At 63.9% G+C, this 24,491-nt stretch carries 24 protein-coding genes; 18 read left to right on the top strand and 6 right to left on the bottom strand.

The window, feature by feature from the left end:
* Positions 1-28 precede the first annotated feature (28 nt).
* Both ligD and CO731_RS07630 read right to left on the bottom strand, forming a co-directional pair.
* Positions 29-2,482, bottom strand: coding sequence for a DNA ligase D (gene ligD, locus CO731_RS07625; protein WP_108606655.1), 2,454 nt, complete (start codon positions 2,480-2,482; stop codon positions 29-31).
* Between the two features lie 4 nt (positions 2,483-2,486).
* Positions 2,487-2,729, bottom strand: a complete 243-nt coding sequence (locus tag CO731_RS07630; RefSeq protein WP_108606656.1) for a hypothetical protein — start codon at positions 2,727-2,729, stop codon at positions 2,487-2,489.
* A gap of 202 nt (positions 2,730-2,931) precedes the next feature.
* Here CO731_RS07630 and CO731_RS07635 point away from each other — a divergent pair, with 202 nt between their 5' ends.
* Complete coding sequence (locus CO731_RS07635) at positions 2,932-3,234, top strand: hypothetical protein (protein WP_108606657.1); 303 nt, start codon at positions 2,932-2,934, stop codon at positions 3,232-3,234.
* A 33-nt stretch (positions 3,235-3,267) separates the two neighbouring features.
* Here CO731_RS07635 and CO731_RS07640 read toward each other — a convergent pair whose 3' ends face one another.
* Positions 3,268-3,669 carry a DUF1801 domain-containing protein gene (locus tag CO731_RS07640; protein WP_108606658.1) on the bottom strand — a complete coding sequence of 134 codons (402 nt, stop codon included), beginning with the start codon at positions 3,667-3,669 and terminating at the stop codon, positions 3,268-3,270.
* Here CO731_RS07640 and CO731_RS07645 point away from each other — a divergent pair.
* The 3 genes from CO731_RS07645 to CO731_RS29505 all read left to right on the top strand — a co-directional run bounded on the left by CO731_RS07645 (position 3,662) and on the right by CO731_RS29505 (position 5,323).
* Positions 3,662-4,540, top strand: a complete 879-nt coding sequence (locus CO731_RS07645) for an outer membrane protein (RefSeq protein WP_159091590.1) — start codon at positions 3,662-3,664, stop codon at positions 4,538-4,540. The two genes, CO731_RS07640 and CO731_RS07645, sit on opposite strands and share 8 nt — an antisense overlap.
* A 194-nt stretch (positions 4,541-4,734) precedes the next feature.
* Complete coding sequence (locus tag CO731_RS07650) at positions 4,735-5,085, top strand: hypothetical protein (protein WP_108606660.1); 351 nt, start codon at positions 4,735-4,737, stop codon at positions 5,083-5,085.
* Between the two features lie 106 nt (positions 5,086-5,191).
* Positions 5,192-5,323, top strand: a complete 132-nt coding sequence (locus CO731_RS29505; protein WP_256371664.1) for a hypothetical protein — start codon at positions 5,192-5,194, stop codon at positions 5,321-5,323.
* Positions 5,324-5,366: 43 nt separating this feature from the next.
* Here CO731_RS29505 and CO731_RS07655 read toward each other — a convergent pair whose 3' ends face one another.
* Both CO731_RS07655 and CO731_RS07660 read right to left on the bottom strand, forming a co-directional pair.
* Positions 5,367-5,909 carry a hypothetical protein gene (locus tag CO731_RS07655; RefSeq protein ID WP_159091591.1) on the bottom strand — a complete coding sequence of 181 codons (543 nt, stop codon included), beginning with the start codon at positions 5,907-5,909 and terminating at the stop codon, positions 5,367-5,369.
* Between the two features lie 249 nt (positions 5,910-6,158).
* Positions 6,159-6,386, bottom strand: coding sequence for a hypothetical protein (locus CO731_RS07660; protein ID WP_108606662.1), 228 nt, complete (start codon positions 6,384-6,386; stop codon positions 6,159-6,161).
* A gap of 798 nt (positions 6,387-7,184) precedes the next feature.
* Between CO731_RS07660 and CO731_RS07665 the strand changes: the two genes are divergently transcribed.
* The 12 genes from CO731_RS07665 (at position 7,185) to CO731_RS07720 (ending at position 20,419) form a co-directional block, all read left to right on the top strand.
* On the top strand, positions 7,185-7,541 hold the full coding sequence (locus tag CO731_RS07665) for a putative quinol monooxygenase (RefSeq protein ID WP_108606663.1): 357 nt from the start codon (positions 7,185-7,187) through the stop codon (positions 7,539-7,541).
* Positions 7,542-7,667: 126 nt separating this feature from the next.
* On the top strand, positions 7,668-10,607 hold the full coding sequence (locus CO731_RS07670) for a response regulator (RefSeq protein ID WP_108606664.1): 2,940 nt from the start codon (positions 7,668-7,670) through the stop codon (positions 10,605-10,607).
* A 415-nt stretch (positions 10,608-11,022) separates the two neighbouring features.
* A complete protein-coding gene (locus tag CO731_RS07675) occupies positions 11,023-12,060 on the top strand; it encodes a substrate-binding domain-containing protein (RefSeq protein ID WP_108606665.1) in 1,038 nt (345 codons plus the stop codon).
* A gap of 102 nt (positions 12,061-12,162) precedes the next feature.
* Positions 12,163-13,629 (top strand): phosphate ABC transporter permease subunit PstC, encoded by a 1,467-nt coding sequence (gene pstC / locus CO731_RS07680; protein WP_108606666.1) that lies wholly within the window; start codon positions 12,163-12,165, stop codon positions 13,627-13,629.
* Positions 13,626-14,942 carry a phosphate ABC transporter permease PstA gene (gene pstA, locus CO731_RS07685; RefSeq protein ID WP_108606667.1) on the top strand — a complete coding sequence of 439 codons (1,317 nt, stop codon included), beginning with the start codon at positions 13,626-13,628 and terminating at the stop codon, positions 14,940-14,942. Before pstC ends, pstA begins: the two co-directional genes overlap by 4 nt.
* Before the next feature lie 24 nt (positions 14,943-14,966).
* Entirely contained in the window at positions 14,967-15,788 is an 822-nt protein-coding gene (pstB, locus tag CO731_RS07690; RefSeq protein ID WP_108609688.1) for a phosphate ABC transporter ATP-binding protein PstB, read from the top strand.
* A gap of 40 nt (positions 15,789-15,828) precedes the next feature.
* Positions 15,829-16,533 carry a phosphate signaling complex protein PhoU gene (gene phoU / locus CO731_RS07695; protein WP_108606668.1) on the top strand — a complete coding sequence of 235 codons (705 nt, stop codon included), beginning with the start codon at positions 15,829-15,831 and terminating at the stop codon, positions 16,531-16,533.
* A gap of 97 nt (positions 16,534-16,630) precedes the next feature.
* A complete protein-coding gene (gene phoB / locus CO731_RS07700; protein ID WP_108609689.1) occupies positions 16,631-17,320 on the top strand; it encodes a phosphate regulon transcriptional regulator PhoB in 690 nt (229 codons plus the stop codon).
* A gap of 277 nt (positions 17,321-17,597) precedes the next feature.
* Positions 17,598-18,020: a hypothetical protein gene (locus CO731_RS07705; protein WP_108606670.1), complete on the top strand. Its 423-nt coding sequence runs from the start codon at positions 17,598-17,600 to the stop codon at positions 18,018-18,020.
* Between the two features lie 330 nt (positions 18,021-18,350).
* Entirely contained in the window at positions 18,351-19,160 is an 810-nt protein-coding gene (locus tag CO731_RS07710; protein ID WP_343207442.1) for a L,D-transpeptidase, read from the top strand.
* Positions 19,161-19,235: 75 nt separating this feature from the next.
* Positions 19,236-19,697, top strand: a complete 462-nt coding sequence (locus tag CO731_RS07715) for a hypothetical protein (protein WP_108606671.1) — start codon at positions 19,236-19,238, stop codon at positions 19,695-19,697.
* Positions 19,694-20,419, top strand: a complete 726-nt coding sequence (locus CO731_RS07720; protein ID WP_108606672.1) for a ferric reductase-like transmembrane domain-containing protein — start codon at positions 19,694-19,696, stop codon at positions 20,417-20,419. Before CO731_RS07715 ends, CO731_RS07720 begins: the two co-directional genes overlap by 4 nt.
* 35 nt (positions 20,420-20,454) lie before the next feature.
* On the opposite strand, the gene CO731_RS07725 is transcribed toward CO731_RS07720, so the two are convergent.
* On the bottom strand, positions 20,455-21,705 hold the full coding sequence (locus tag CO731_RS07725; protein ID WP_108606673.1) for an ROK family protein: 1,251 nt from the start codon (positions 21,703-21,705) through the stop codon (positions 20,455-20,457).
* A 249-nt stretch (positions 21,706-21,954) separates the two neighbouring features.
* On the opposite strand from CO731_RS07725, the gene xylF reads away from it, so the two are divergent.
* Positions 21,955-22,995: a D-xylose ABC transporter substrate-binding protein gene (gene xylF, locus CO731_RS07730; RefSeq protein ID WP_108606674.1), complete on the top strand. Its 1,041-nt coding sequence runs from the start codon at positions 21,955-21,957 to the stop codon at positions 22,993-22,995.
* Positions 22,996-23,134: 139 nt separating this feature from the next.
* Positions 23,135-24,487, top strand: a complete 1,353-nt coding sequence (locus CO731_RS07735; RefSeq protein ID WP_108606675.1) for a sugar ABC transporter permease — start codon at positions 23,135-23,137, stop codon at positions 24,485-24,487.
* The last annotated feature ends 4 nt before the right edge of the window (positions 24,488-24,491 follow it).

The following is a 24,491-nucleotide window of genomic DNA, read 5'->3' on the forward strand; positions in this document are numbered from 1 at the left end:
TTGTCTCCTACGCGAAACCATAAACAGACTAACGTTTGGCACTGATTGCAGTCGTCAGGTCGCGGGCGTGGTCGCCGATGTCCGCCCAGGGATCGCCTGACCTGGCCACGAGGCCGGGAAGCGAAGAATAGTTCAAATCTTCCGGAGCGTCGATGGACTCGAGATCGTTCCAGCCAAGAGGTGTCGAAGCAGGCATGCCGGTGCGTGCCCGAAGAGAATAGGGCGCGGCCGCCGTTGCACTGCGCGCATTACGGTGGAAGTCGATGAAAATGCGCTTCTTGCGGTTGTCCTTGCCCATGACGGTGGTGAAAGTCTCTGGGGCGGTGGCTGCAATCAGCGACGAGATTTTGCTGCTTGCCTGATGGAATGGCTTCCAGCCGAGTTTACTCGTGGTCGGCACCACGACATGGATGCCACGCCCGCCGGATGTCTTGACGAACGGCACGAGGCCGAGCTTTTCCAGCTCGCCGCGCACGTGAACGGCCGCTTCCACGACCTCGCGCCAGCCGATGCCTTCGCCCGGGTCGAGGTCGAAGACGACACGGTCGGGCTTGTCGAGATGCTTGCGCAGGGCCCCCCAGGCGTGGAACTCGACGACGCCGAACTGCGCCAGCGCGAGATAGCCCTTGGCGTCCTCGACCGAAATGTAGCTCTTGGTCTCGCCCTCGGAGTTCCTGGTGTCGAACGAAGCGATCGTCGGTGGCATGCCTGAAAAGGCGTGACGCTGGAAGAAGCAGTCCTGCGGCCGGCTGCTGGGACAGCGGAACAGCGATACCGGCCGCCCCAGGATGTGGGGCAGCATGAAATCGCCGATGGCGGCGTAATAAACCGCGACGTCGAGCTTGGTCGGCCCGGCCTTGCCGAGCACCCGCCGCGTCGGATTGGTGATCGAAATGCCGGCGAGATCGGCATCCGAGATCAGCCGCTTGCGCGGCGCGGAGGCGCTTGCGGTCAGCTCCGCCTCGCGCAGGCCCTTGAACACGGCGTGCCGCAGCGCATTGTCGGTGGTACGGTTGGCGTAGTGGATATGGGCGTTCAATACCGGACGCACTGGGATGATCTCCTTCGGTGCACCATCGAGCTTGTCCGCACCTTCCCGCAGGGCTTCCAGCCGGTGCAGCAATGACTGCAACGTCTCAGCGTCGAAGCCGGTTCCGACCTTGCCGCGATATTGCAGCTCGCCGTCGACCCATTCGCCGAGCGCGAGGGCCGCAAGCCCTTCGGCTGCCTGCGATGTCGTGTAGCCGGCGATGACGAAGTCGCCCTTGTCCAGCGCCTTGGTCTTGGACCAGCTGTGCGAGCGTCCGGAGGTGTAATGCGCCGAGGCCCGCTTGGACACCACACCCTCGAGCCCCATTTCGGTCGCCTGGTCATACAGCGCCTGGCCGTCGCCCTCGACATATCCGCTGAGCTGCAGCGCCGAGCGGCCGTCGACATGGCCGGCAAGCAGCGTCTCCAGCATGCCCTTGCGCTTGCTGAGTTCCGTGCCCGTCAGGTTCCAGCCATTGAGATGGAGAAGGTCGAAGGCATAGAAAACCAGGAGCTCGTCATGCCCACTGGCCAGCGCGTCCTGCAAGGCCGCAAACCGGCTGATGCCCTTGTCGTCGAGCACGACGATCTCGCCATCGATGACGGCATCGCTGCACGGCAGCGGGGCAAAGGCCTTGGCAAGGCCGCCATAGCGCTTGGTCCAGTCGAGGCCGCTGCGGGTGATGAACTTGGCGGCGCCATCCGCCACATGGGCCATGGTGCGATAGCCGTCGAACTTGATCTCGTGAAGCCAACCCTCGCCGGACGGCGGCTTGGACGCCGCTGTGGCCAGCTGCGGTTCGATCCGCGCCGGCATCGGTGCCCGCACCGCACCCGCAAGCTTGCCGGGCTTGAGGTCGCCGGGCTTTGAAGGCGGCTTTTTCGGCGGACCGGCCAGTTCCTCGATGAGCCGGCCGGTCTTCACGCTTTCGGGGCGTGCCTGGAGGATATCGAGTTTCTCGTCGGCGGCGGGGTCATGCTCCTTGAACAGCAGCCAGTTGTGCTTGTTCTCGTCGGGCTTCGGCTTCAGCCGCGCCAGCATCCAGCCGCCCTTCAGCTTTTCGCCCGACAGGCGGAACTTGAAGGCGCCCTTGGCAAGCGCCTTTTCGGCATCCTCCATCGGCGCCCAGACGCCGGTGTCCCAGACGATCATCGGCCCGCCGCCATATTCCCCCTCGGGGATCAGGCCTTCGAAGTCGATATATTCGATGGGGTGGTCCTCGGTCTCAACGGCAAGCCGCTTGTCGGCGGGATTGAGCGAGGGGCCGCGCGGCACGGCCCAGCTTTTCAGCACACCGCCCAGTTCGAGGCGCAGGTCGTAGTGATCGGCCGTTGCATGGTGCTTATGGACGACGAAGCGGTTGCCATCGTGGCCTGCCAACGCGCCAGGTGGTTCCCGCGTCCTGGAGAAATCGCGCTTCTGCCGGTAGGTGCGAAGCTTTTCCGCTGCCATGCGCCTATTGCAGGCCGGCCGCGTCGTCGGACGCGGGCTCCAGTTCGAGCTCGCCCGGCGTCGCGCCATGCCGCAGCATGTCGAGCAAGTGGTCGCTGACATCGTAATAGCGGCCGGAAACGAGCACGCGGGAGATGGGTTGCCCGTCGCCGCGGAAACGCCTGGAACTGACGAAAACCTTCTGCCGGTTCAGCACATCGGCCACGGCCTTGCGCTTGCTGATCTGGTTGGCAACCGGTGTACGCATTGGCCCGAGGCTCCATGCAACGCTTGCGTGACTATCCTCCTAACCGCGGCGGCGATCAACGTGGCCGCGTTTTCTGCTGCCAAATGCGGTAAATCGGAGGTAGGCCGGCAACAACGACGCACCCCCTTTCGGTACCCGCCACCATTTGCCTAAATAGCTGGGCGACAATGGATTTGCCGGATTTGACCAGGAGACGCAGGACATGATTACCGGACCGATCTGCAAGGCAGCGCGTGCGATCGTGGAGATCAGCCGATCGAGACTGGCGCAGGCATCGAAGGTGGACGAGCTGGTCATCGAGGCGTTCGAACGCAAGATCTCCACGCCTGCCGACGACACCGTGCTGGCGCTGCAGGCGGCGCTGGAGAGCCTCGGCGCGGCCTTCATTGCCGAAGAAGGCGCGAATGGCGCCGGTGTCCGGCTCAAGTTCAGCAAGTCGGTGACGAAGCGGCTGTCGACGCTGGAAGGCGAGGGCGGCCCGGTGGCGAGCGACGACGTTCCCTGACCCGCCGGACCCGCGGTACGCTCCAGATGGCGATCAGCCGCGCCGCTTCGCCCTGGTCGCTGCTTTCGCCTTCATGGCGTCGGCCTCCTCCTCGGCACGGAGCCTTGTGATCCGCTCTATCAGCTTCGCCGGTACCGGTTCAGCCAGCGAAAAGCGCAGCGTGCCCTTGCCGGCGACATAGGGCGCGACCTCGTCTCCGAGCGTTGCGACGAGGTTTTCGGTGACCGGATAGAGCGAAAAGTGCTCCTTCCAGCCGGAGAAGTAGATCACCCGGCCGCCGTGCAGTTTGTAGGCGGGAATCTGGTAGGAAATGACTTCTTCGGCCCCGGGCAAGGCATCGCGGATGATCTTGCGCACTTGTTCGAGGGTAGGTCGGACGGTCTGCGGCTGCGCCGCGATGTATTCTTCCACGGACTTGAAATCGGTCTTGGCCATCGTTGCCTCCGGTGCGTCCGGTCATCGTAGCGCGGACTTGCGAAGCGACAATCATGGCAAATACATCGCCGGAGTGACAGCTGCCACCGCCCAATTTAGTGCTTTGAGATGTGTGGCGGAAACGTCACGCGACACCAGGGATCATGCGCGCATAACGAGTTTTCTATTTCAAATATACAACCTTAAGGATAGATGCGGATGCACTGATTTGGGCAATCCTGGGGTTATATCGATGATCAGAATTCTTCTCGCATCTACCTGCTTGTTGGCGGTTTGCGGCGGCGCGCTGGCAGCCGACGAGGTCGTCTACCAGCCGGGGGCGTCGACCTATAATTGGTCGGGCCTTTATGTCGGCGCAGCTGTAGGTCTCAACAAGTTGTCGGTTGAGGGCGGAGATGACGTTAGACGTTTCTCGGACGGCGGCGCATCCGGGGCGATATATGCCGGCTACAATCACCAGTTCGGCAACGTCGTGCTCGGCGTTGAGGCGGACCTGAAATTTTCCGGCGCGGAGGTCGAAGACTCCGCCATGTACATTCCTTACGAGGCTAGGCTCGCCGGATCCGCGCGTGTGCGCGCCGGTTACGCCCTGGGCACTTTGCTTCCCTACGTTACCGGCGGCGTGGCAATCGGCAGCTTCCGCGGCGACCATGGTGGGCAGGGCAATTCGGAAGATTTCGCGACTGAAACGCTGACCGGATATGCCGTTGGCGGCGGCGTGGAGTGGGCCGCGACCGAAAAGCTCATCGTGCGTGCGGAGTACATATATTCCGACTACGGAACGAATGACTTCGATTACTACAACGGCGATACCCATGACGCCGATATCCGCAGCCATGACTTCCGTCTGGGCGTCGCCTACAAATTCTGAGCGCGACATCGCATCGATGACAAACCCCGGCCATCGTTCCGGGGTTTTTGCCCGTGAGGCGGCAAGATAGCGCTCAAAGGTTGAACCGGACGGCCTGAAATGCGAAAAGGGCGCGCCACGGGGCACACGCCATCCAAACGCCGTTCGACCATCGACACCCTTCGGAAACGCATCACGGGGAGACCTCCGTTCTGATGCGCCTGATGGTGCTCGTGCTGACATGGGCGCTGCTGCTGTTGCCCTCGAGCTTCGGCGCGTCGCCTGTTGCGACCGTCGATTGGTCGGGCAAGCAGGCCGTCATCCGTGACGGCAACGTGGTGCTGTCGCTGTCGAGCTACGACCGCGGCCAGAGCGCCCTGCGCAGTTCCGACCCAAAACAGTCGGGCAAGACCTCGGGCGGTGCCGGCAAGGCGCTGTTCGAGGCGAATACCTGGCTTCGGGAACCGGAACACCAGCGGCTGGTTTCGGCGTGGCACCACGACGCCGCCGGGCCGGCAGAGAAGTTTGCAGCGTTTTCGGCCCGGGCGCCGCCGCCCGGCGCCTGACGACCTTAGCCAATTCTTCGCAGTGACTTGCAGACGCTCCCGGTCAGTCGACCGGCCCGGTGTCCGCGTCGCTGCATGCAAACTTCACCCGAAGAGGGAAAATCCAATGAACGAGAACAAGACACCGTCCGCCAACGCCACTGACGCCGCCGGAAGCAAGGAAGCCCTGCGCGGCTGGATCGTGCTGGGCCTGCTTGTCGCCGTCGTGCTGGTGGGGGGCTATTTCTACACGCACTGAAACTGACTGCCGGACCTGCCGCCCCGGCGGCAGGTCCGATCCGCTAGGGGCTCTCCTCTCCCGGGGGACTGCCCTCTGCCGGCGGACTGTCCGGTGCCGGCAGGAGGCGGGAAAACTCGACGCCGTCGATGACGAGCAGGCGAGGCTCGGGCGCCTCGGCGACGCGCTCGACACCATCGCTGCAGGAATAGACCGGCCAGCCGGCATCCGTGCAGAGGATCTCGACAAACCAGTTGCCGAGCCGGTCGGTGAGGCTGATGCGCAATGCACCGTCACGCAGGCGGCGGGCATGCGAGCCGTTCGGGGCGGTCCATGTCCATGGCCCGCCAAGCGGTGGGCGTGTGAACAGGACGAAGGGATAGACGCTGGGGGGCAAGTCCTCGTGGGCGGCCGCACCGCGGTAACGCATCATCGCGGTGGCGTAGTCGGCGGCAATCCCAGGCCATCTTGCGTAAAGCGCGGCCAGGCCGTGCTGATGCGGATCGCCGAGCAGGCTTCGGCCACGCATGGCCTCTGCCCGAGCCGCCGGCGATGCGGCGAGGGCGACGACGAGCGTGGCGACGAGCGTGGCGAGACGTTGCGTCATGCGTCCTGGCTTCATGGACATGCCGAGTCGCATTGTCTGCGCGGAACCGCGCAGGATCAATGGGCCGATCGACGCCGTGCCCGATCACAAAATGCGTCGGGAAGAACGCGCCTGTTGGAACGCTCCGGATGCCGAAACGCCGGATCGCAGGACGGATGATGTCGGAGAGCCGTGCCGGGATGACACCCACCTTTCCCGAAAGCGGTGGCCGCTTTCGGGACTAGATGCCCAGCGTTGACGCGCCTGGGGTCAGGCGGCGTTTCTTGTCCTAAACCGCGGTATGCTCGCCAGCAGCAGATCCTCGTCGCGCACGCCGCTTTTATAAAGCTTGAGAAGTGTCCTCGCTATTTCGCTTGCCCAGATGGAGCTCGGGTCCTCGCCGCGCTCGACGCAAATCTGGTCGAACACCTGCTGAAGAAGTGCGAGATCCTTGGGATAAATGGGGGAGTTAGGCTGGGTGAAAAGTACGTGCTCCATAGTCTTCTCCCATATGGCGCTTGTTCTTTTGACTTATGCTTGCTGCTGGTTTGTTGCCTGCTTCCTGTCGCGGTCAGTCAAGCCGAACGCGGACAATGCACCCAGTCGCGCGATCTATCTCCGACGCCCACGTATATCGTGCGGGGGCCGTGACCGGCTTCGGTGCGCATTGTGGAGGTGTCTGCCGCAGGCGAGTGCATCGATATGCCTCCTTGAGGCAAGGTTGCATGCTACCGCATTTCCATTCAGGGGCAGGAACTCTGCGCCACAACCTGCATCCTGTCGAGTCACCCTGGGTTGCACCGAAATTGCAGGCCCAAGGCAGTTTTCGACACGAAAGGAGCCCGCCGCAGAGGGAGCGACGGGCCCTTTCGGAGCGTGGTTGAAAGGAAAAGACCACACTCGGTGTGCCTGACCTGAACTCTGACGCGCGGGAATGGTTCCGCGCGGGACCGGTTTCGTTACAGTCTGTCATCGTCGTTGAACGGCGGCATTCACAAATCGTTCACCATCGCGCCCGCACTTTCCTCGTGCGCAGTGTATCGAGTGCGCGTCTTCGGCAACGCCCGGCGGGCTGCACAACCCTTCTGCCCGCCGGTGCGTTGAAAGCCCTGAAACTCCCCGTTTTTCCGGCACGACCCGTACTCGATGCGTCATCGCGAGTCGGCGGGGTCTTCGCGGCACGGCATGCTGGTCGCCGAAATCGATTCCGCTTTGCGGGCCGATGCGTTAGCCTGATGGCACCGTTCCGGCGGCAGAAGTTGAGCATCGAGAAGAAGGCATGAACCCTTGGCAGAAATGACCATCATCGTCGAGTTCGAGACCATGGACGGCGCCGAGGAACAGTTCCTCGACCTGATTTCCGAACACGCGCGCGCCACATTGCAGGAAGAGCCGGGATGCCTGCGCTTCGAGGTGATCAAGCCGGTCGAGCGCGACGGCACGCCGATCCCCAACATGGTGATGGTCAACGAGCTCTATGCCGACGAATCGGCGGTCGCGACGCACGAGCGCAACCCGCGCATGTCCGACGTGCAGGCGGCACTGTCGCCCCTGCTCAAGTCGCGCCGGCTGATCCTTGCCGCATCGCTCGGGCTGACCGATCCCAATGGCGGCATGCGGCCGGAAGAACTCAACGCTGCCAATGACGACTAGGCCCGGCCCGCGATACGCGCCGGATAGTGCGCATTAAGGTTAGTCAGTCGTTAATGCTTCTGCTGCAAGGTTAATTGCGGCGAGCTGCGGGGGAGCAGCATCGCCCTTGCATGCAGGACTGACGGGATGCGGAAAAATCTTGGGTCGGACGCCAGCGATCCGGCCAGCGAGCCGGTCAATGGCACGGCGCGGGCGATAGAAATCGGCGATGTGCGGCCGGTCGAGGACCTGCCCTACGCGGATCTCGAGCGCACCATCGATTCGATGAACATGGGCGTGGTGCTGGTCGACGCCGCTCTCGGCGTGCTGTTCATCAACAAGGCATTCTACGACATCTGGAACGTTACCGTCGAACAGGTCGCGGCCGGCTGCCGATTCCGGGCGCTGATGGACGTCAACCGCCACAATGGCGTCTACGCCATCGCCGACGACAAGTGGGAAGGCTATGTCGCTTCCCGAGGGGACGAGATCCTGGCCGGCGATGTCGCGCCACGTGAGTTCCGCCGCGCCGACGGCCGCACCATCATCTATTCGGTGACGGCACTTTCGGGCGGCAAGCGGCTGGTCTCCTACTACGACGTCACCGAGATGAAACGGCGCGAGGTCGAGGCCGTCGAGGCACGCCACCGGCTTGCCGAGGTGCTGGAATCGCTGCCGGCGGGCGTCGTCATCTACGACCGCGACGACCGGTTCGTGCTCGCCAACCGCAAGCTCAAGAGCGCGTTGCCGGCAATTGGCGAAGCCATGGCCGAGGGCAGCACGCTGCGCGACAGCCTGGTGCTGGCGCAGCGCGCCGGCTACTACCGCGATACCGGCGAGCCCGCGCTCGACGCCCTTTACGATGCCGATCCGGAAGCCTGGATCGAAGGCATGATCGGCCGCTACCACACCAGCCATGCCGAGCGCGAGCGGCGCAATCCCGACGGGCGCTGGTATCAGGTCTTCGACCAGCGCCTCGCCGACGGCACATTCATCGGCGTGCGCGTCGACATCACCGAGCTCAAGCAGCGCGAGCGGGCGCTGCAGGAAAGCATGCGCGAGAACGAGGTTTTCCGCAGCCTGATCGACAATGTGCCGGTGTCGATCTACGCCAAGCACGACGACCTCAGGCTGATGTATGTCAACCAGGGCTGGTGCGAGTTGACCGGCTTCTCCAAGCAAGAGGCGATCGGCAAGACCGACGCCGAGATCTTCGGCCCGGAAGGCGAGCCTTTCATGGAGGCCGACCGCGAGGTCATGCGCAGCGGCGCAACGGTGGAGGTCGAGGAGACGGCGACGGAGGCCGATGGTTCGACGCGCCACCAGTTCGCCCGCAAGAGCGCGATGGTGGCGTCCGACGGCTCGCTCTACCTGATCGGCTCGACCACCAACATTACCGAACTCAAGCAGCGCGAAGCCGAACTCGAAGAAGCGCAGCGCCGGGCCGTGCTGGCCGACCGCGCCAAGTCGGAATTCCTCGCCAACATGAGCCACGAGATTCGCACGCCGATGAACGGAGTGCTCGGCATGGCGGAGCTTCTGGCTAAATCGGATCTCGATCCGAAGCAGAAGACGTTCACCGACATCATCGTCAAGTCGGGCAATGCGCTGCTGACGATCATCAATGACATCCTCGACTTCTCGAAGATCGACGCCGGGCAGCTGGTGCTCGATCCGATCCCGTTCAACCTGGCCGAGGCGATCGAGGACGTCGCGACGCTGATGTCGACGCGGGCCAAGGAGAAGGACCTCGAACTGATCGTGCGGCTGCAGCCCGACCTGCGGCATCTCTATGTCGGCGATGTCGGGCGCATCAGGCAGATCATCACCAACCTGCTCGGCAACGCCGTCAAGTTCACCGATTCGGGCCATGTGCTGGTTGATGTCACCGGCCGCAGCGAGGGCGATGCGACGAAGCTGCATGTCGCGGTGACCGACACTGGCATCGGCATTCCCGAGGCCAAGCTCAAGCTGGTGTTCGAGAAGTTCAGCCAGGTCGATGCGTCCTCGACGCGCCGGCATGAAGGCACCGGCCTCGGCCTCGCCATCACCTCGCGGCTCGTCGACATGATGGGCGGCGAGATCGGCGTCGACAGCGCCGAAGGTGCGGGTTCGACCTTTTGGTTCACGCTGACGCTGCCCAATGCCGGGCGGCTGGAAAGCCGACCGGCGGCGCTGATCGACGTGACCGGCGCGCGCGTGCTGATCGTCGACGACAATGCCGTCAACCGGACGATCCTGACCGAGCAGATGGTGTCGTGGGGCTTCGATTCCTGTGCTGCGCGCAGCGGTGACGAGGGCTTGCGCGTGCTGACCGCAGCGCAGGCGATGGGCGTCAAGGTCGACTGCATCGTGCTCGACTACCAGATGCCAGGCATGACCGGGGCGGAGATGGCGCGGATCGTGCGCCATACACCTGGCCTCAGCGACACGCCGATCGTCATGCTGACCTCGGTCGACCAGTCGCTGTCGGGCCCCGCCCACCGGGACCTCGCCATCGATGCCCAGCTGATCAAGCCGGCGCGATCGTCGGCGCTGCTCGAGGCACTGGTCGGCAGCATCCAGCGCCGCCGGGCGCCGAACCTCACGCCGGTGCAGGTGGCCGATGGGCAGATGCCGGCCAAGGACGCGGGCGGCCAGGCGGCCAGTGTGACGCGCCTGCGCGGCGGACAGCGGCCGGCTGGCGAGGGCGGCCTCGACATTCTCGTCGCCGAGGACAACGAAGTGAACCAGATGGTGTTCAGCCAGATCCTGGCAGAGACGGAACTGTCGTTCGAGATCGTCGGCAACGGCCGGCGCGCGGTGGCGGCGTTCGGCGAGCGACGTCCGCGGATGATCCTGATGGACGTGTCGATGCCAGAGATGAACGGGCTGGAGGCGACGGGCGAAATCCGCAAGCTCGAACGCGGCACGGGCACGCGCGTGCCGATCATCGGCGTGACCGCGCATGCGCTGAAGGGCGACAAGGAACGCTGCCTGGAAGCCGGCATGGACGACTACCTGCCCAAGCCGATCAGCCCGCGTGCGCTGCTCGAAAAGATCGAACGCTGGTCGTGGCAGGACGATGAGCGCCGCGGCGCGATCTAGGGTCTGATTCAGGTGATGCCGGCCGCAGATATCTGATACCGCGCTTCCGGTACCCACGTACTTGAACGTCCGCTCCGTTCGTCGCCCAAGAGCGATCCCGGAACCCATCATTTCGGCCCGGCCTGACGTTAATCTTCCGCGCGCACCGGGCCAGAGCGTCGAAGACTGTGGAAATGTGACAGCCCGCAACCGTAACGCCCGGCCTGCCGTTGGGTAGACGGCTTGCTTTCGGCTCCGGTCTGTTGTTTGCCTCGCGCCGGCAAAGGACCGAGGAAACGACCCCTTCACCGCCAAGCACTGCAACCGTTACAGGGGTGACACGAAACTGTCATGCAACTGTAATAGAGGGGGGCTATTGGCTCACCGGGCGCCGAAGAAAGGCGTCATACGAGATACTCCACAGGAGCAGGCCCCAATGAAAAAAGCTCTTCTCACTGCGTCGGCGGCTGCCTTCGCGATTGTCGCCTCGGCAGGCTACGCCTCGGCCCGCGACCAGATTCAGGTTGCCGGTTCCTCGACCGTTCTGCCCTATGCCAAGATCGTTGCCGAACAGTTCGGCGAAACCTTCTCGAACTTCAAGACCCCGGTGGTCGAGTCCGGCGGTTCGGGCGCCGGCATCAAGGAATTCTGCAAGGGCGTCGGCGAGAACACCATCGACATCGCCAACTCGTCGCGCGCGATCAAGAAGGACGAAGTCCAGTCCTGCATCGACGCCGGCGTCAAGGACATCCAGGAAGTCAAGATCGGCTATGACGGCATCGTCTTTGCGACCGACGTCAACGGCCCGGACTGGGCGCTGACCTCGGAAGACATCTACAAGGCGCTGGCCGCCAAGATCGTCGTCGACGGCAAGCTGGTCGAAAACCCCAACACCAAGTGGAACCAGGTCAACCCGAACCTGCCCGACTGGGACATCGCCGCCTACATCCCGGGCGAAAAGCACGGCACCCGCGAAGTCTTCGAAGAGAAGCTGCTGATCGCCGGCTGCAAGGCACTCGGCGGCGTTGAAGCTGCCAAGGCGGCCGGCCTCGACGACAAGGCCGCTGACGCTTCGTGCAAGGCAGTCCGCAAGGACGGCAAGGCTGTCGACATCGACGGCGACTACTCCGAGACGCTGGCTCGCATCGACTCGAACAAGACCGGCGTCGGCGTGTTCGGCCTGGCCTTCTACGAAAACAACGCCGACAAGCTGAAGGTCGCCACCGTCGGCGGCATCACGCCTTCGGTCGAAACCATCGCCGCAGGCGAGTATCCGGTTTCGCGTCCGCTGTTCTTCTACGTCAAGAAGGCGCATCTCGGCGTCATTCCGGGCCTGAAGGAATATGTCGAGTTCTTCCTCGACGACCAGATGGTCGGCCCGGAAAGCCCGCTCGCCGACTACGGCCTGGTTGCCGCTCCGGACGCGGAACGCGCTGCCCAGCGCGAGGCGTTCACCGCCGGCAAGACCATGTAATCTTCGAACTGCCACGGGGCGGCGGAAAGATCCGTCGCCCCGTGGAATATTTCGCCGACTGTCCCGTTCGGCACAAAGAACCGAATTCACCGAGGCCGGCCCATGTCTTTCCTGCTCGTCTTCGCCATCGTACTCGCAATCGGGCTGATCGCATTCGTGATCGGCCGGCAAAGGGCGCGCGCGCAGGACGACGGAACGGTCAAGCCGCACTCGCGGGCGCATTATCACGGCTGGTGGGCGTTCCTGACAGGCGTCATTCCGGCCGTCCTGTTTCTCGCGGCCTGGGATATCGGCGCGAGCGCCTATCTGAACAACCATATCCATGCGGCCCTGCCTGCCGATATCGCCGACGGCACGGTGGCGCATGAAGATCTCGCGGCGGGCCTGGTCAAGAGTCTTGCCAGCGGCATGCGCCGGCTCGACAGCCAGACGCTTGCCGCATTGCCCCAGACTTTTGCCGAACTGCAGCCGATGCTCGCCGCAAAGGGCGTGGCGCTGGCGCCCGATACCCAGGACTACATGATCCCGATCGCCGCAGACGCCAACCGCGTCTCCGATCGTCTCGACATGATCGTCGCGGTCGTTTCGATCGGGCTTGCCCTGCTCGGATCGGTCTACGGCCTCAGCCGCATCACCCCGCGCGGCAGGGCACGCAACCATGTCGAGAAGGTGATGCTGTGGAGCCTGCTCGGCGCCTCGACGCTGGCCATCCTGACGACCATCGGCATCGTGCTGTCGATGCTGTTCCAGACGATCGCGTTCTTCGAAAAGATCCCGCTGACCAACTTCTTCTTCGGCACGGTGTGGGACCCGCGTTTCGCGGCCGCCGGCTCCGGTGGCGCGGAAGGCCAGTTCGGCCTGATCCCGCTGCTGGCCGGCACGCTCTATATCGCCTTCGTGGCGCTGCTGGTCGCCGTGCCGATCGGCCTGATGTCGGCGGTCTACATGTCGGAATATGCGGCGCCCAAGGTGCGCGCGGTGGTCAAGCCGGCGCTCGAACTGCTCGCCGGCATTCCGACCATCGTCTACGGTATCTTCGCGCTCGTCACGCTCGGACCCTTCCTGCGCGACATCAGCGCAGCACTTGCCGGCGGCACACCGTTCATCCAGGCGCAGTCGATCCTGACCGCCGGCCTGGTGATGGGCGTGATGCTGATCCCGGTCGTCTCCTCGCTCTCCGACGACATCATCACCGCCGTGCCGCGCGCCATGCGCGACGGCTCGCTCGGACTCGGCGCCACGCGCTCGGAAACGATCAAGCGCGTCATCCTCCCAGCCGCGCTGCCGGGCATCGTCGGTGCCATCCTGCTGACCGCTTCGCGCGCCATCGGCGAAACGATGATCGTGGTGCTGGCGGCCGGCGTTGCCGCCAACCTGACGCTCAACCCGTTCGAGGCGATGACCACCATCACCGTCAAGATCGTCAACCAGCTGACCGGCGACCTCGAGTTCAACACGCCGCAGACGCTGGTCGCTTTCGCGCTCGGCATCACGCTTTTCGCGCTGACGCTGGTGATGAACATCGTCGCGCTTTACATCGTCCGGAAGTACCGGGAGCAGTACGAATGACCGATATTTCGCTCGACACGCTTGCCTCGTCCGCGGCTCGTCCGCGCCGCGACATCGGCATCAAGAAACGCTACGCCGCCGAACGCCGCTTCCGCCTCTATGGCGTGCTGGCGATTGCGGTGGGCCTGGCGTTCCTTGGGGTCATGCTGACCTCGATCGTCTCCAAGGGCTACACCGCCTTCTGGCAGACGACGGTGACGCTGCCGATCCATTTCGACGAAAAGATCATCGACCCGTCCAACAAGCGGGCGACCGATCCGAACGTGCTGGTCACGGCGAACTATCCCAAGCTCGCCGAGGCCGCGCTGATCGAAAAACTCGGCATCGATCCGAGCGACCGCGCCACCGTGCGCAAGCTCAAGGGCTTCCTGTCGGACGGTTCGCGCGTCCAGCTCAGGGCCATCGTTGCGGCCGATCCGTCGGTCATCGGCACGACGCGAGACGTGGACATCCTTGCGGCGGCCAATCTCGACTCGGCCTACAAGGGCCAGATCGACCTCAACGTGCCGGAAAGCCGCCGCAAGGTGTCTGACCAGCAGGTCGAGTGGATGAACAAGCTCAAGGCCGAAGGCGTGATGGCCGAGCACTTCAATACCGGGCTGTTCAGCTACGGCGCGTCGAGCCGGCCCGAGACCTCGGGTGTCGGCGTCGCCCTGATCGGCTCGATCTACATGATGGTGATCGTGCTTTTGCTGGCATTGCCGATCGGTGTCGCCGCCTCGATCTATCTCGAGGAATTCGCCAAGAAGAGCCGCTTCACCGACCTGATCGAGGTCAACATCAACAACCTCGCCGCCGTGCCGTCGATCGTCTTTGGCCTGCTCGGCCTGGCGGTGTTTATCAATTTCCTCGGCCTGCCGCGTTCGGCCTCGTTCGTCGGCGGACTGGTGCTGACGCTGATGACGCTGCCGACCATCATCATTGCAACGCGTGCCGCGCTCGCCGCGGTGCCGCCGTCGATCCGCTCGGCAGCGCTTGGTCTCGGCGCGTCGAAAATGCAGATGGTGTTCCAGCACATCCTGCCGCTGGCCGCTCCCGGCATCCTGACCGGCACGATCATCGGCCTGGCGCGTGCGCTCGGCGAGACGGCGCCACTGCTTCTGATCGGCATGGTCGCCTTCGTGGCCGACTATCCCAAGACGCCTTTCGACCCGGCGACGGCCTTGCCGGTGCAGATCTACATGTGGGCGAACGAGGCCGAGCGCGCCTTCGTCGAGCGCATGTCGGGCGCCATCATCATCCTTCTGATCTTCCTCATGGCCATGAACATCGTCGCCATCGTCCTCCGCCGCCGCTTCGAGCGGCGCTGGTAGGGCATGGACAAGGAGCATCCTGCTATGAACATCATGACCGAGAAATCCCTCGAAGACGCGGTGAATGCCGAGATGAACAGACCCAATGAACCCATCAAGATGCGTGGCGACCAGGTCACCGTGCACTATGGCGACAAGCAGGCGCTGTTCGGGGTCAATCTCGATGTCCGCCAGAACCAGGTGACGGCGCTGATCGGCCCTTCGGGCTGCGGCAAGTCGACTTTTCTGCGCTGCCTCAACCGCATGAACGACACCATCGACAGCGCCCGTGTCGGCGGCAAGATCACGCTCGACAACGAAGACATCTACGATCCCAAGATCGACGTCGTCGAGCTGCGCGCGCGTGTCGGCATGGTGTTCCAGAAGCCGAACCCGTTCCCCAAGTCGATCTACGAGAACGTCGCCTACGGCCCGCGCATCCACGGCCTCGCCAAGAACAAGGCCGAGCTTGACGAGATCGTCGAGAAGAGCCTGCAGAAGGCAGCGCTGTGGAACGAAGCCAAGGACCGTCTCAACGAGCCGGGCACCGGCCTGTCCGGCGGCCAGCAGCAGCGCCTGTGCATCGCGCGCGCCATCGCGGTTGCGCCCGAGGTGATCCTGATGGACGAGCCGTGCTCGGCGCTCGACCCGATCGCCACCGCCAAGGTCGAAGAGTTGATCGACGAGCTGCGCGAGAACTACACCATCGTCATCGTGACGCACTCGATGCAGCAGGCGGCGCGCGTGTCGCAGCGCACGGCGATGTTCCATCTCGGCTATCTGGTCGAGGAAGGCCCGACCGACAAGATGTTCACCAACCCCGACGACAAGCGGACGCAGGACTACATCACCGGCCGTTTCGGCTGAGCGATATCGGCTCCGACCAGCATCAGACGAGGAACACACCATGGGCGAGCACACAGTCCGGTCCTTCGACGAAGAACTCAAACACGTCGACCAGGTCATCCGCGACATGGGCGACCTGGCCGGCGCGATGGTGGCAGGTGCGATCCGCGCGCTGCTTTCGTCCGACCAGGCGCTGGCGCAGAACGTCGTTGCCGACGACACGATCATGGACGCCAAGCAGCGCGAGCTCGACAACAGCGCGATCACGCTGATCGCCAAGCGCCAGCCGATGGCGCAGGACCTGCGCGCGGTGGTCGGCGCCATCCGCATGGCCGGCGATCTCGAGCGCATCGGCGACCTGGCCAAGAACATCGCCAAGCGTGTCGGCGCCGTCGGCCAGTCGCCGACGCCACGCAATCTTTCGCACTCCATCGACGCGATGGCGCAGCTGGTGCTCGGCCAGGTCCGCGGCGTGGTCGATCTCTATGTCGCGCGCCAGGCCGAAGGCCTGAAGGAACTGCGCAACGACGACCAGAAGATCGACATCCAGTACACGGCCGTGTTCCGCGAGCTCCTGACCTACATGATGGAAGATCCGCGCAACATCACCGCCTGCACGCACCTGCTGTTCTGCGCCAAGAACCTCGAGCGCATCGGTGACCATGTCACCAACGTCGCCGAGAACGCCTATTTCGTGGTCACCGGCACGCAATTGCCGCTCAACCGCCCGAAGGTCGACGAAACCACGACGGCAGTGTCGGCCTGAAGACTTCAGCGCCGCATGTGCGGGGCGCGGGGGCGCTGCGGCAAGTTAATCCGCGCATGATCCGATCGGGGTCATGCGCCAAGAAAAGGCACAGCCGATGATCGCTCCCAAGGTCATGGTCGTCGAGGACGAAGAGCCGCTGGGCGTGCTGCTTCGCTACAACCTCGAATCCGAAGGTTATCAGGTCGAAGTCGTCACGCGTGGCGACGAAGCCGAGATCAGGCTCCAGGAAAACGTGCCCGATCTGCTGGTGCTCGACTGGATGGTGCCGGCACTTTCCGGCATCGAGCTGTGCCGCCGGCTGAGGATGCGGCCCGACACCGAGCGCCTGCCGATCATCATGCTGACGGCGCGCGGCGAAGAGAGCGACCGGGTGCGTGGGCTTTCGACCGGTGCGGACGACTATCTGGTCAAGCCGTTCTCGACGCCCGAGTTCATGGCGCGGGTCAAGGCGCTGCTACGCCGAGCCAAGCCCGAGGTGCTGTCGTCCATCCTCAAGGTCGGCGACATCATGCTCGACCGCGAGTCGCACCGGGTCTACCGCAAGAAGAGCGAGATCAAGCTCGGGCCGACCGAGTTCCGCCTGCTCGAATTCATGATGCGGCATCCGGGCAGGGTGTTCTCGCGCAGCCAACTGCTCGACAATGTCTGGGGCGAGACGATCTATATCGACGAGCGCACCGTGGACGTGCATGTCGGGCGCCTGCGCAAGGCAGTCAACAACGGCCGCATGCCCGACGTCATCCGCACCATCCGCGGTGCCGGCTACGCCATCCGCGAGGATTAGCGGTCGACGTCCGTTGTTTCGTTCTGGCCGCAAGCGGGCCTAGGCAAACTGCGGCCCGCAGCAGATCGGGTCGGTAGGCGCGTCGTCGATTTGTGCTCCGCCAGGGTGGCGGCGCGGCCGCGCGATTGGCACTCGATCATGACAGCTCGCCTGCGTCGCGATGCTTTGGTGTCGATGCCGATGCAAGCAAACCTTCTGGCGGCGGGATGGTTTTTCTGCAGGAACAACTGATGATCCATGTCGCTGATGGGTAACTTCTTCAGCAACGGTAGATTAAATGGCCTGCGATGACGATTTCGTGATGTCATCGATACCAAAAATTGTCCATTTTCATGCTAGCTGGCGCCTTGTGCGCAACGTTGTCTCGGCCATTGTTCTGGTGCTGATCACCATGCTTTACGGACTGCCCCTCGATCGGGCAGAGGCCGCAGGCACGAACATTGGCGCGCAGCCGGTGACAACCGGGCAGGCGGAAGTTATCGCCGCGCCCGATGGGTGCTTGCCTTCCCTGGATCGCTGCACCGGCGAGACGTCCGACGAGCACAGCACCAGCACACACTGCCTGGGCGACTGCCCTGCCTGGCAGGCCCATGACGAGCTTGCCGCACCGATCCACACGATGCTTCGCAAGCGGCTCCCAGATCCCATGCCGCGTCGCGTGGCGAGCGCATCGTTTCTTCGGCCTCCGATCGCTGCCTGATTTTTGACCGTTCGGCCCTCGCACCGACGAGGCCGTCTGAAATCAGTTGCGATGAGGAGACGGACGATCTTCCCGAGAAACTCTTGCGCTTGGGCCAGGCCCGAGCGCGGCCGCCCTATCGACGCCGCTGGCTGGCATTCCCGCCAGCCGGCAAGGAGCCCGCGCGCTTTGCTCGTGGCAACAGCTAGATGACGTGCGCCCGCACGCACGAACCGTCACCGGTCGGCGGATCGGTGCCGAGCGGCTGCATGCGCATGGTCAACGACCGGTCATCGACCTCCACGACCGCGTGTCGCCCGAAATACAGGAAATGGTGCCAGGAGACTGCCAATGCCTAGGAACACTTTTGAAACGAATGCCGCGGGCGCCGCGCCGATGCCCGGAGGTGGCTCGGCATTGAGCCGCCGGCGTTTTCTCGCCGGCGTAGCCGGGCTGGGGACCCTTGCGGTGTCCGGCTGCGTCAGCACCCAACAAGCGGCCGTGCCGGCCGCAAGTGCGCCGGTCAAGAAGGCGCCGCCGGTCGTCGACAGCAATGCCCTTGCGATGTACGGCCCGCTGCCGAACGAGAAGTTCCCCATTGCCGCGATCGACCTGACCAAGGTGCCGAGCCGTTATTACCGGCGGCAGGTCGACTATGTCACCGAGGAACCGGTCGGAACGCTGGTCGTCGACACGGACAATTTCTACCTCTACCTCGTCCAGCCGGACGGCAAGGCCATGCGCTACGGCGTCGGGCTCGGCCGGGCTGGCTTCACCTGGGCGGGAAGGGGCCGCATCGGCTGGAAACAGGAATGGCCGAAATGGACGCCGCCCGACGAGATGATCGCGCGTCAGCCAAATCTCGCCCAGTGGGGCGCCGACCGTGGCGGCATGCCGCCCGGCCTCGAAAACCCACTGGGAGCACGGGCCCTCTACGTCTTCCAGGGCAAGGTCGACACGCTTTATCGCGTTCACGGAACGCCCGAGTACTGGACTATTGGCAAGGCGGTCTCGAGCGGCTGCGTCCGCCTGATGAACCAGGACATCATCGATCTGTACGAACGGGTGCCGAGCCAGTCGCCCATCCTCGTGCTGGGCGATCCGACCCAACCCCATTCGCACGAGGTCGCCGGCGGCAGCGCTTCGCAAGCCGCCGGCTGATGTAGCGGTCACCCCAGCAGGTTCTCGCCGGCCGGCTTGCGAAGCGCCGTCCGGCCAACTTGGAGCAGACACGACATGAATGACCGCATCATCGGCTTGGCGCAGTCAGGGCCCTGGCATGGCGGCGCCGTTCTCAAGGGGATGGCCGTGGCCATCCTGAGCTTTGCCGCGCTGGGCACCGTTTCGGCGCTCTGGGACAATCCGCTGTTTGTCCGGATGACCCCCGTCGCGGGCTGGGAACTGCCCGCCTTGGTGGTTCTGTCGGCGCTCTCGGGGCTTTATGTCGCCGTGCGGCGACCCGTCTGTTCAGTGCGCCGCGCGGGCATCGGCGGCGTGGCCGGTTTCATCGGCATCGCCTGCCCGACGTGCAACAAGATTCTCATGCTTCTGTTCGGGGGCGAATTCCTGATGATGTGGTTCGACCCGATCCGCCCCGTGATTTCGGCGCTCGGCATTGCGTTCCTCACCGCCGCGTCATGGCACGAAATACGCGCTCGTCGAGTGGATGCCGCGATGCAACCGGAGTATCTGCAATGACTGATATCCCAAGCGATCGCGTCCGCGCCGGTCAGCCAGTCCCTTTATTGTGGCGCCGGACGCTGCTTCGTCATGTCGTGGTTGTCGGGTTTGCTGGCGCACTGGTCTATGCATTCGCCGTCGTTCACGGACAGTGGAGCCCGATGCACCGGTGGAACCGTGCATTCGCGGACGCATCGCTGGCGCTTCTGGTGATCACCATGTCGATCGGGCCATTGTCGCGCCTGTGGCCCGCCTTGCTCCGGGTGGTGGCCTATCGGCGGGAGACCGGCATCTACGCGACCCTTCTGGCGGCCGTGCATACGATCATCATACTCGAAGGCTGGGTCGAGTGGGATTTCGCGCGGCTCTTCGGCTACGAAATGAACCCACAGACGGGTGAATATGTGATGTTCCAGCATGGCTTCGGTCTGGCCAACCTGACGGGGATTGCAGCCCTTGCCTATGCACTCGTGCTCATGTCGACCTCGAACGACCGGTCAATCCGCCTGCTCGGTTCTTCGGTCTGGAAGTTTCTGCAGAACGCCGCAACCGTGCTGTGGGGACTTGCCTTGCTGCACACGGCCTATTTCCTGTTCATGCACTTCCTGAGCTTCCATCGTCCGATGCCCGAGCCGAACCCGCTGCAGTGGCCTTTTGTGGCGGCGGTGCTGTCGGTGCTCCTGCTTAGAGCTGCGGCCTTCCGTTCGACCTGGAGCAAGAAAAGGAACAGTTCCAGGTGACCCCTCGTGCCAAAGGTCGCAGCGGACGGGCGCGGCTAGGCGACGTTCTTTCCTGCACTCGCAGGGGTGGCTCCGCCCAAACGGGCGGCAAAGATCTCCTGATCGACATGGAGCAGGGCGCGCATCATTGCGCCCTCGCGCTTGAGCGGAATCTCGTTGGGCTCGGTGTCGAACGAGATCGCCTTGGAGTGCAGCCCGCCGGCGGTCTTGGCGATCGCCGACAGCACATGCGGCTCCATGAGGTCGAAGGCCGTGGCACCGACGCCGACGAAGGCGAGCGGCGCCGGATCGAACAGGGCAAACATCGAACCCAGGCCGAAGCCGATGGCTTCGCCGGCCTTGCGGAAAGCTTCGCGCTCGGGACCGTCGTGGTCGCGGGCGGCGTCGGCTAGCGCCGTGATGTCGTCGTCGGACAGGTCGGCCAGCGGCTCGGCGTTCTCGTCGCCCAGCTTGGCGTTGCGCCAGATGGCGTAGTTGCCGGCATAGGCCTCGATGCAGCCGCGGCGGCCGCAGCGGCAGAGCGCGCCGTCGGGACGATGGATCATGTGGCCGAACTCGGCGCCGGAGGACTGCGTGCCGGTGAACAGTTCGCCCTTGATGACAAGGCCCATGCCGATGCCGTGCGACAGAAGGATGGCGATGAAGTCGTCGCGATAGCGCACGGGATCGCGCCAGCGCAACGCCTCGGCGATCATGTTGCAGTCGTTCTCCACCGTCACCGGGACGCCGAATTCCTGTTCGAGCCGGTCGGCGAAGGGGATGTCGTCTTGCTTCGTGATCGGCGACCACAACAGCTTGCGCGAGCCGGAATCGGTGATGCCCTGGACGGCGATCACAATGCGCAGAACCGGGCCGACGGTCGTGTCGACCCCCTCGATCAGGCGCCGGATCATGGCGATGCATTCGTCGATCAAGGCTTCGGCCGGCATGCGTTGGGTCACCAGCCGCCGGGTGTCCTCGACGATGGTATTGCCGGCATAGTCGATGATGGCGGCCGACAGGCTGTTGAGCGAAAGCACGACGGCAACGATCGATGCCGCCCTGGGCTCCAGCGTCAAGGCGACCTGCGGCCGGCCGCGCTTCATCGAGACCGGCTCGGAGCCCTTGGCTTCGGCGAGAATGCCCTCTGCGATGAGGTCGGACGATATCGTCGATATGGTGGAATGGCTGAGGCCGGTGGTGGCGGCAATCTCTGTGCGCGAAGGCTGGCTGGCGCGGCGAACTGCGGATATAACCATAGCTCGATTGCGTCGTCTCAGATCGTCGTGACGTATGCCGACCGACATGTGCTCGTCTTCCTCCCGGCGAAGCGCTGCCTTCTTAAGCGGCAGTCCCTATCGCGCCAAGCCATTGTGACAGAGCGGATGGCAAATGTCTTTATTTATTTCGAGCTCCGAAAAAAATAGGGAAGCGTTGCGAAACCATGTTGACAGCGACAGGCGGTTGAGTCACTATTTTTTCGAGGCTCGAAAAAAAGAGCTTCTCCAAGGGCTATCGCGAAGAAGGCGCGCCCGTTGGGCGCAGGGAGGAAAATCATGAAAAAGTTTACCACCGCCATTCTGGCGGGCGTCGCCATGACTCTATCGCTTTCGGCTGTCGCCGAGGCGAAGGACAAGGTTGTCGGCGTGTCGTGGTCGAACTTCCAGGAAGAGCGCTGGAAGACCGACGAAGCCGCCATGAAGGCCGCCATCGAGGCCGCCGGTGACAAGTACATTTCGGCCGACGCGCAGTCGTCGCCGGCCAAGCAGCTGACCGACGTCGAAAGCCTGATCTCGCAGGGCGCCAATGCGCTGATCATCCTGGCACAGGACGCCAGCGCCATCGGTCCGGCCGTCGACAAGGCCGTCGCCGAGGGCATCCCGGTCGTCGGCTACGACCGCCTGATCGAGAACAAGGACGCCTTCTACCTGACCTTCGACAACAAGGAAGTCGGCCGCATGCAGGCCAAGGGCGTGTTCGCCGCCAAGCCTGAAGGCAACTACGTCTTCATCAAGGGCAGCGGTGCCGATCCGAACGCCGACTTCCTGTTCGCGGGCCAGATGGAAGTGCTCAAGGAAGCCGTCGACGCCGGCAAGATCAAGAATGTCGGCGAAGCCTATACCGACGGCTGGCTGCCCGCCAATGCCCAGAAGAACATGGAGCAGTTCCTGACCGCCAACGACAACAAGATCGACGCGGTCGTGGCTTCGAACGACGGCACCGCCGGTGGCGCGATCGCAGCCCTGCAGGCACAGGGCCTTGCCGGCTCGGTTCCGGTTTCGGGCCAGGACGGCGACCATGCCGCGCTCAACCGCATCGCGCTCGGCACCCAGACCGTGTCGGTGTGGAAGGATGCGCGCGAACTCGGCAAGAACGCGGCCGAGATCGCCTCGCAGCTCGCCGACGGCAAGAAGATGGAAGAGATCGCCAACGTCACCAAGTTCAAGACGCCGGGCGGCCTCGAGCTGAACTCGGTCTTCCTGACGCCTGTTCCGATCACCAAGGAAAACCTCAACGTCGTCATCGACGCCGGCTGGGTCGGCAAGGATGTGGTCTGCCAGGGCGTGGCGGCCGGTTCGGTCGCAGCCTGCAACTAAGATCGGCTTCATCCGATCGGTCAAACGCCGCGGCTTGCCGCGGCGTTTTTCAAAAGCGCCCGCTTCATGACATGGCGGATTGACCCTATCATGCGCACACCGGCTGCCGCTTAGACGGCAATCCGGTCGGGAGGTAACAATGACAGACACGACAACCAACGCGCCGGCCGACCGAGCGCGAACGACCGAACTCACCCCAATCGGGCGTTTCCTCAAGGCAACCGAGATCGATACGCGCATGCTCGGCATGGTCGGCGCGCTGTTGCTGATCTGGATCGGACTGCAGGTGATTTCGAGCCTGCGCCTCGGCGTCAACCCATTTGAGTTCGACAGCCGCACCTTCCTGACCTTCCGCAACCTGTGGAACCTGTCGGTACAGGCTTCCGCCGTGGCTATCATGGCCACCGGCATGGTTTTGGTCATCGTCATGCGCAACATCGATCTGTCGGTCGGCTCGGCCGAAGGCCTGATCGGCATGGTGATGGGCTTCGCCCAGGTGCATTTCCTGGTCAGGACCGTCGGTCTCGAACTTGGCAATCCATGGATCTGGGCGCTGGCACTGGCCATCGGCATTGCGCTCGGCCTGGTGATCGGTGCGCTGCAGGGCTTCGTCATCGCCTATATGGAGGTTCCCGCCTTCATCGTGACGCTGGGCGGATTGCTGATCTGGCGTGGCGCGGCCTGGTGGGTCACCAGTGGCCAGACGATCGCGCCGCTCGATGCGACCTTCCAGCTGATGGGCGGTGGTCCCCAGGGCGCCATCGGCGCGACATGGAGCTGGATCGTCGGTCTTGTCGCATGCCTTGCCGTGGTTCTCGCGCTGCTGAACGGTCGCCAGCAACGCAAACGGTTCAAGTTCCCGCTGCGGCCGCTCTGGGCCGAGGCATTTCTCGGCACTGTTACCTGCGGAGTGATCCTCGGTGCGATCTGGATTGCCAATTCCTATCCCTGGCCGATAGGCATCGTGCGCCGATACGCCGAGGCCAATGGCATCACGATCCCCGAAGGCGGGCTGTTCATCGCCCATGGCATTGCCATTCCCGTCCTGATCGCGGTGGCCGTGGGCATCGTCATGACCTTCGTCACCAACCGCACACGCTTCGGCCGCTATGTGTTCGCCATCGGCGGCAACCCCGAAGCCGCCAACCTCGCCGGCATCAACACGCGCTGGATCACCATGAAGGTGTTCATGATCATGGGTGTGCTGGCAGCGATCAGCGCGGCGGTTTCCAGTGCCCGCCTGAACTCTGCCACCAACTCGCTCGGCACGCTGGACGAATTGCTGGTCATCGCCGCGGCGGTCATAGGCGGCACCTCGCTCGCCGGTGGTGCCGGCACAGTTGCAGGTGCCATGCTGGGCGCTCTGCTGATGCAGTCGCTGCAGTCGGGCATGGTGCTGCTCAACATCGACACGCCGCTGCAGAACATCGTCGTCGGCCTGGTGCTGGTCGTGGCCGTCTGGCTCGACACGCTCTACCGCAAGCGCGTCTAACGAA

The organism is Aminobacter sp. MSH1 (genome assembly GCF_003071665.1).
Taxonomy (GTDB): Bacteria; Pseudomonadota; Alphaproteobacteria; order Rhizobiales; family Rhizobiaceae; genus Aminobacter; species Aminobacter niigataensis.

Bases quoted from the DNA above. Each gene is read 5' to 3' on its own strand.
- ligD (WP_108606655.1), bottom strand. From the start codon at position 2,482: ATGGCAGCGGAAAAGCTTCGCACCTACCGGCAGAAGCGCGATTTCTCC.
- CO731_RS07630 (WP_108606656.1), bottom strand. From the start codon at position 2,729: ATGCGTACACCGGTTGCCAACCAGATCAGCAAGCGCAAGGCCGTGGCC.
- CO731_RS07635 (WP_108606657.1), top strand. From the start codon at position 2,932: ATGATTACCGGACCGATCTGCAAGGCAGCGCGTGCGATCGTGGAGATC.
- CO731_RS07640 (WP_108606658.1), bottom strand. From the start codon at position 3,669: ATGGCCAAGACCGATTTCAAGTCCGTGGAAGAATACATCGCGGCGCAG.
- CO731_RS07650 (WP_108606660.1), top strand. From the start codon at position 4,735: ATGCGCCTGATGGTGCTCGTGCTGACATGGGCGCTGCTGCTGTTGCCC.
- CO731_RS29505 (WP_256371664.1), top strand. From the start codon at position 5,192: ATGAACGAGAACAAGACACCGTCCGCCAACGCCACTGACGCCGCCGGA.
- CO731_RS07655 (WP_159091591.1), bottom strand. From the start codon at position 5,909: ATGACGCAACGTCTCGCCACGCTCGTCGCCACGCTCGTCGTCGCCCTC.
- CO731_RS07660 (WP_108606662.1), bottom strand. From the start codon at position 6,386: ATGGAGCACGTACTTTTCACCCAGCCTAACTCCCCCATTTATCCCAAG.
- CO731_RS07665 (WP_108606663.1), top strand. From the start codon at position 7,185: ATGACCATCATCGTCGAGTTCGAGACCATGGACGGCGCCGAGGAACAG.
- CO731_RS07670 (WP_108606664.1), top strand. From the start codon at position 7,668: ATGCGGAAAAATCTTGGGTCGGACGCCAGCGATCCGGCCAGCGAGCCG.
- CO731_RS07675 (WP_108606665.1), top strand. From the start codon at position 11,023: ATGAAAAAAGCTCTTCTCACTGCGTCGGCGGCTGCCTTCGCGATTGTC.
- pstC (WP_108606666.1), top strand. From the start codon at position 12,163: ATGTCTTTCCTGCTCGTCTTCGCCATCGTACTCGCAATCGGGCTGATC.
- pstA (WP_108606667.1), top strand. From the start codon at position 13,626: ATGACCGATATTTCGCTCGACACGCTTGCCTCGTCCGCGGCTCGTCCG.
- pstB (WP_108609688.1), top strand. From the start codon at position 14,967: ATGAACATCATGACCGAGAAATCCCTCGAAGACGCGGTGAATGCCGAG.
- phoU (WP_108606668.1), top strand. From the start codon at position 15,829: ATGGGCGAGCACACAGTCCGGTCCTTCGACGAAGAACTCAAACACGTC.
- phoB (WP_108609689.1), top strand. From the start codon at position 16,631: ATGATCGCTCCCAAGGTCATGGTCGTCGAGGACGAAGAGCCGCTGGGC.
- CO731_RS07705 (WP_108606670.1), top strand. From the start codon at position 17,598: ATGGCCTGCGATGACGATTTCGTGATGTCATCGATACCAAAAATTGTC.
- CO731_RS07710 (WP_343207442.1), top strand. From the start codon at position 18,351: ATGCCTAGGAACACTTTTGAAACGAATGCCGCGGGCGCCGCGCCGATG.
- CO731_RS07715 (WP_108606671.1), top strand. From the start codon at position 19,236: ATGAATGACCGCATCATCGGCTTGGCGCAGTCAGGGCCCTGGCATGGC.
- CO731_RS07720 (WP_108606672.1), top strand. From the start codon at position 19,694: ATGACTGATATCCCAAGCGATCGCGTCCGCGCCGGTCAGCCAGTCCCT.
- CO731_RS07725 (WP_108606673.1), bottom strand. From the start codon at position 21,705: ATGTCGGTCGGCATACGTCACGACGATCTGAGACGACGCAATCGAGCT.
- xylF (WP_108606674.1), top strand. From the start codon at position 21,955: ATGAAAAAGTTTACCACCGCCATTCTGGCGGGCGTCGCCATGACTCTA.
- CO731_RS07735 (WP_108606675.1), top strand. From the start codon at position 23,135: ATGACAGACACGACAACCAACGCGCCGGCCGACCGAGCGCGAACGACC.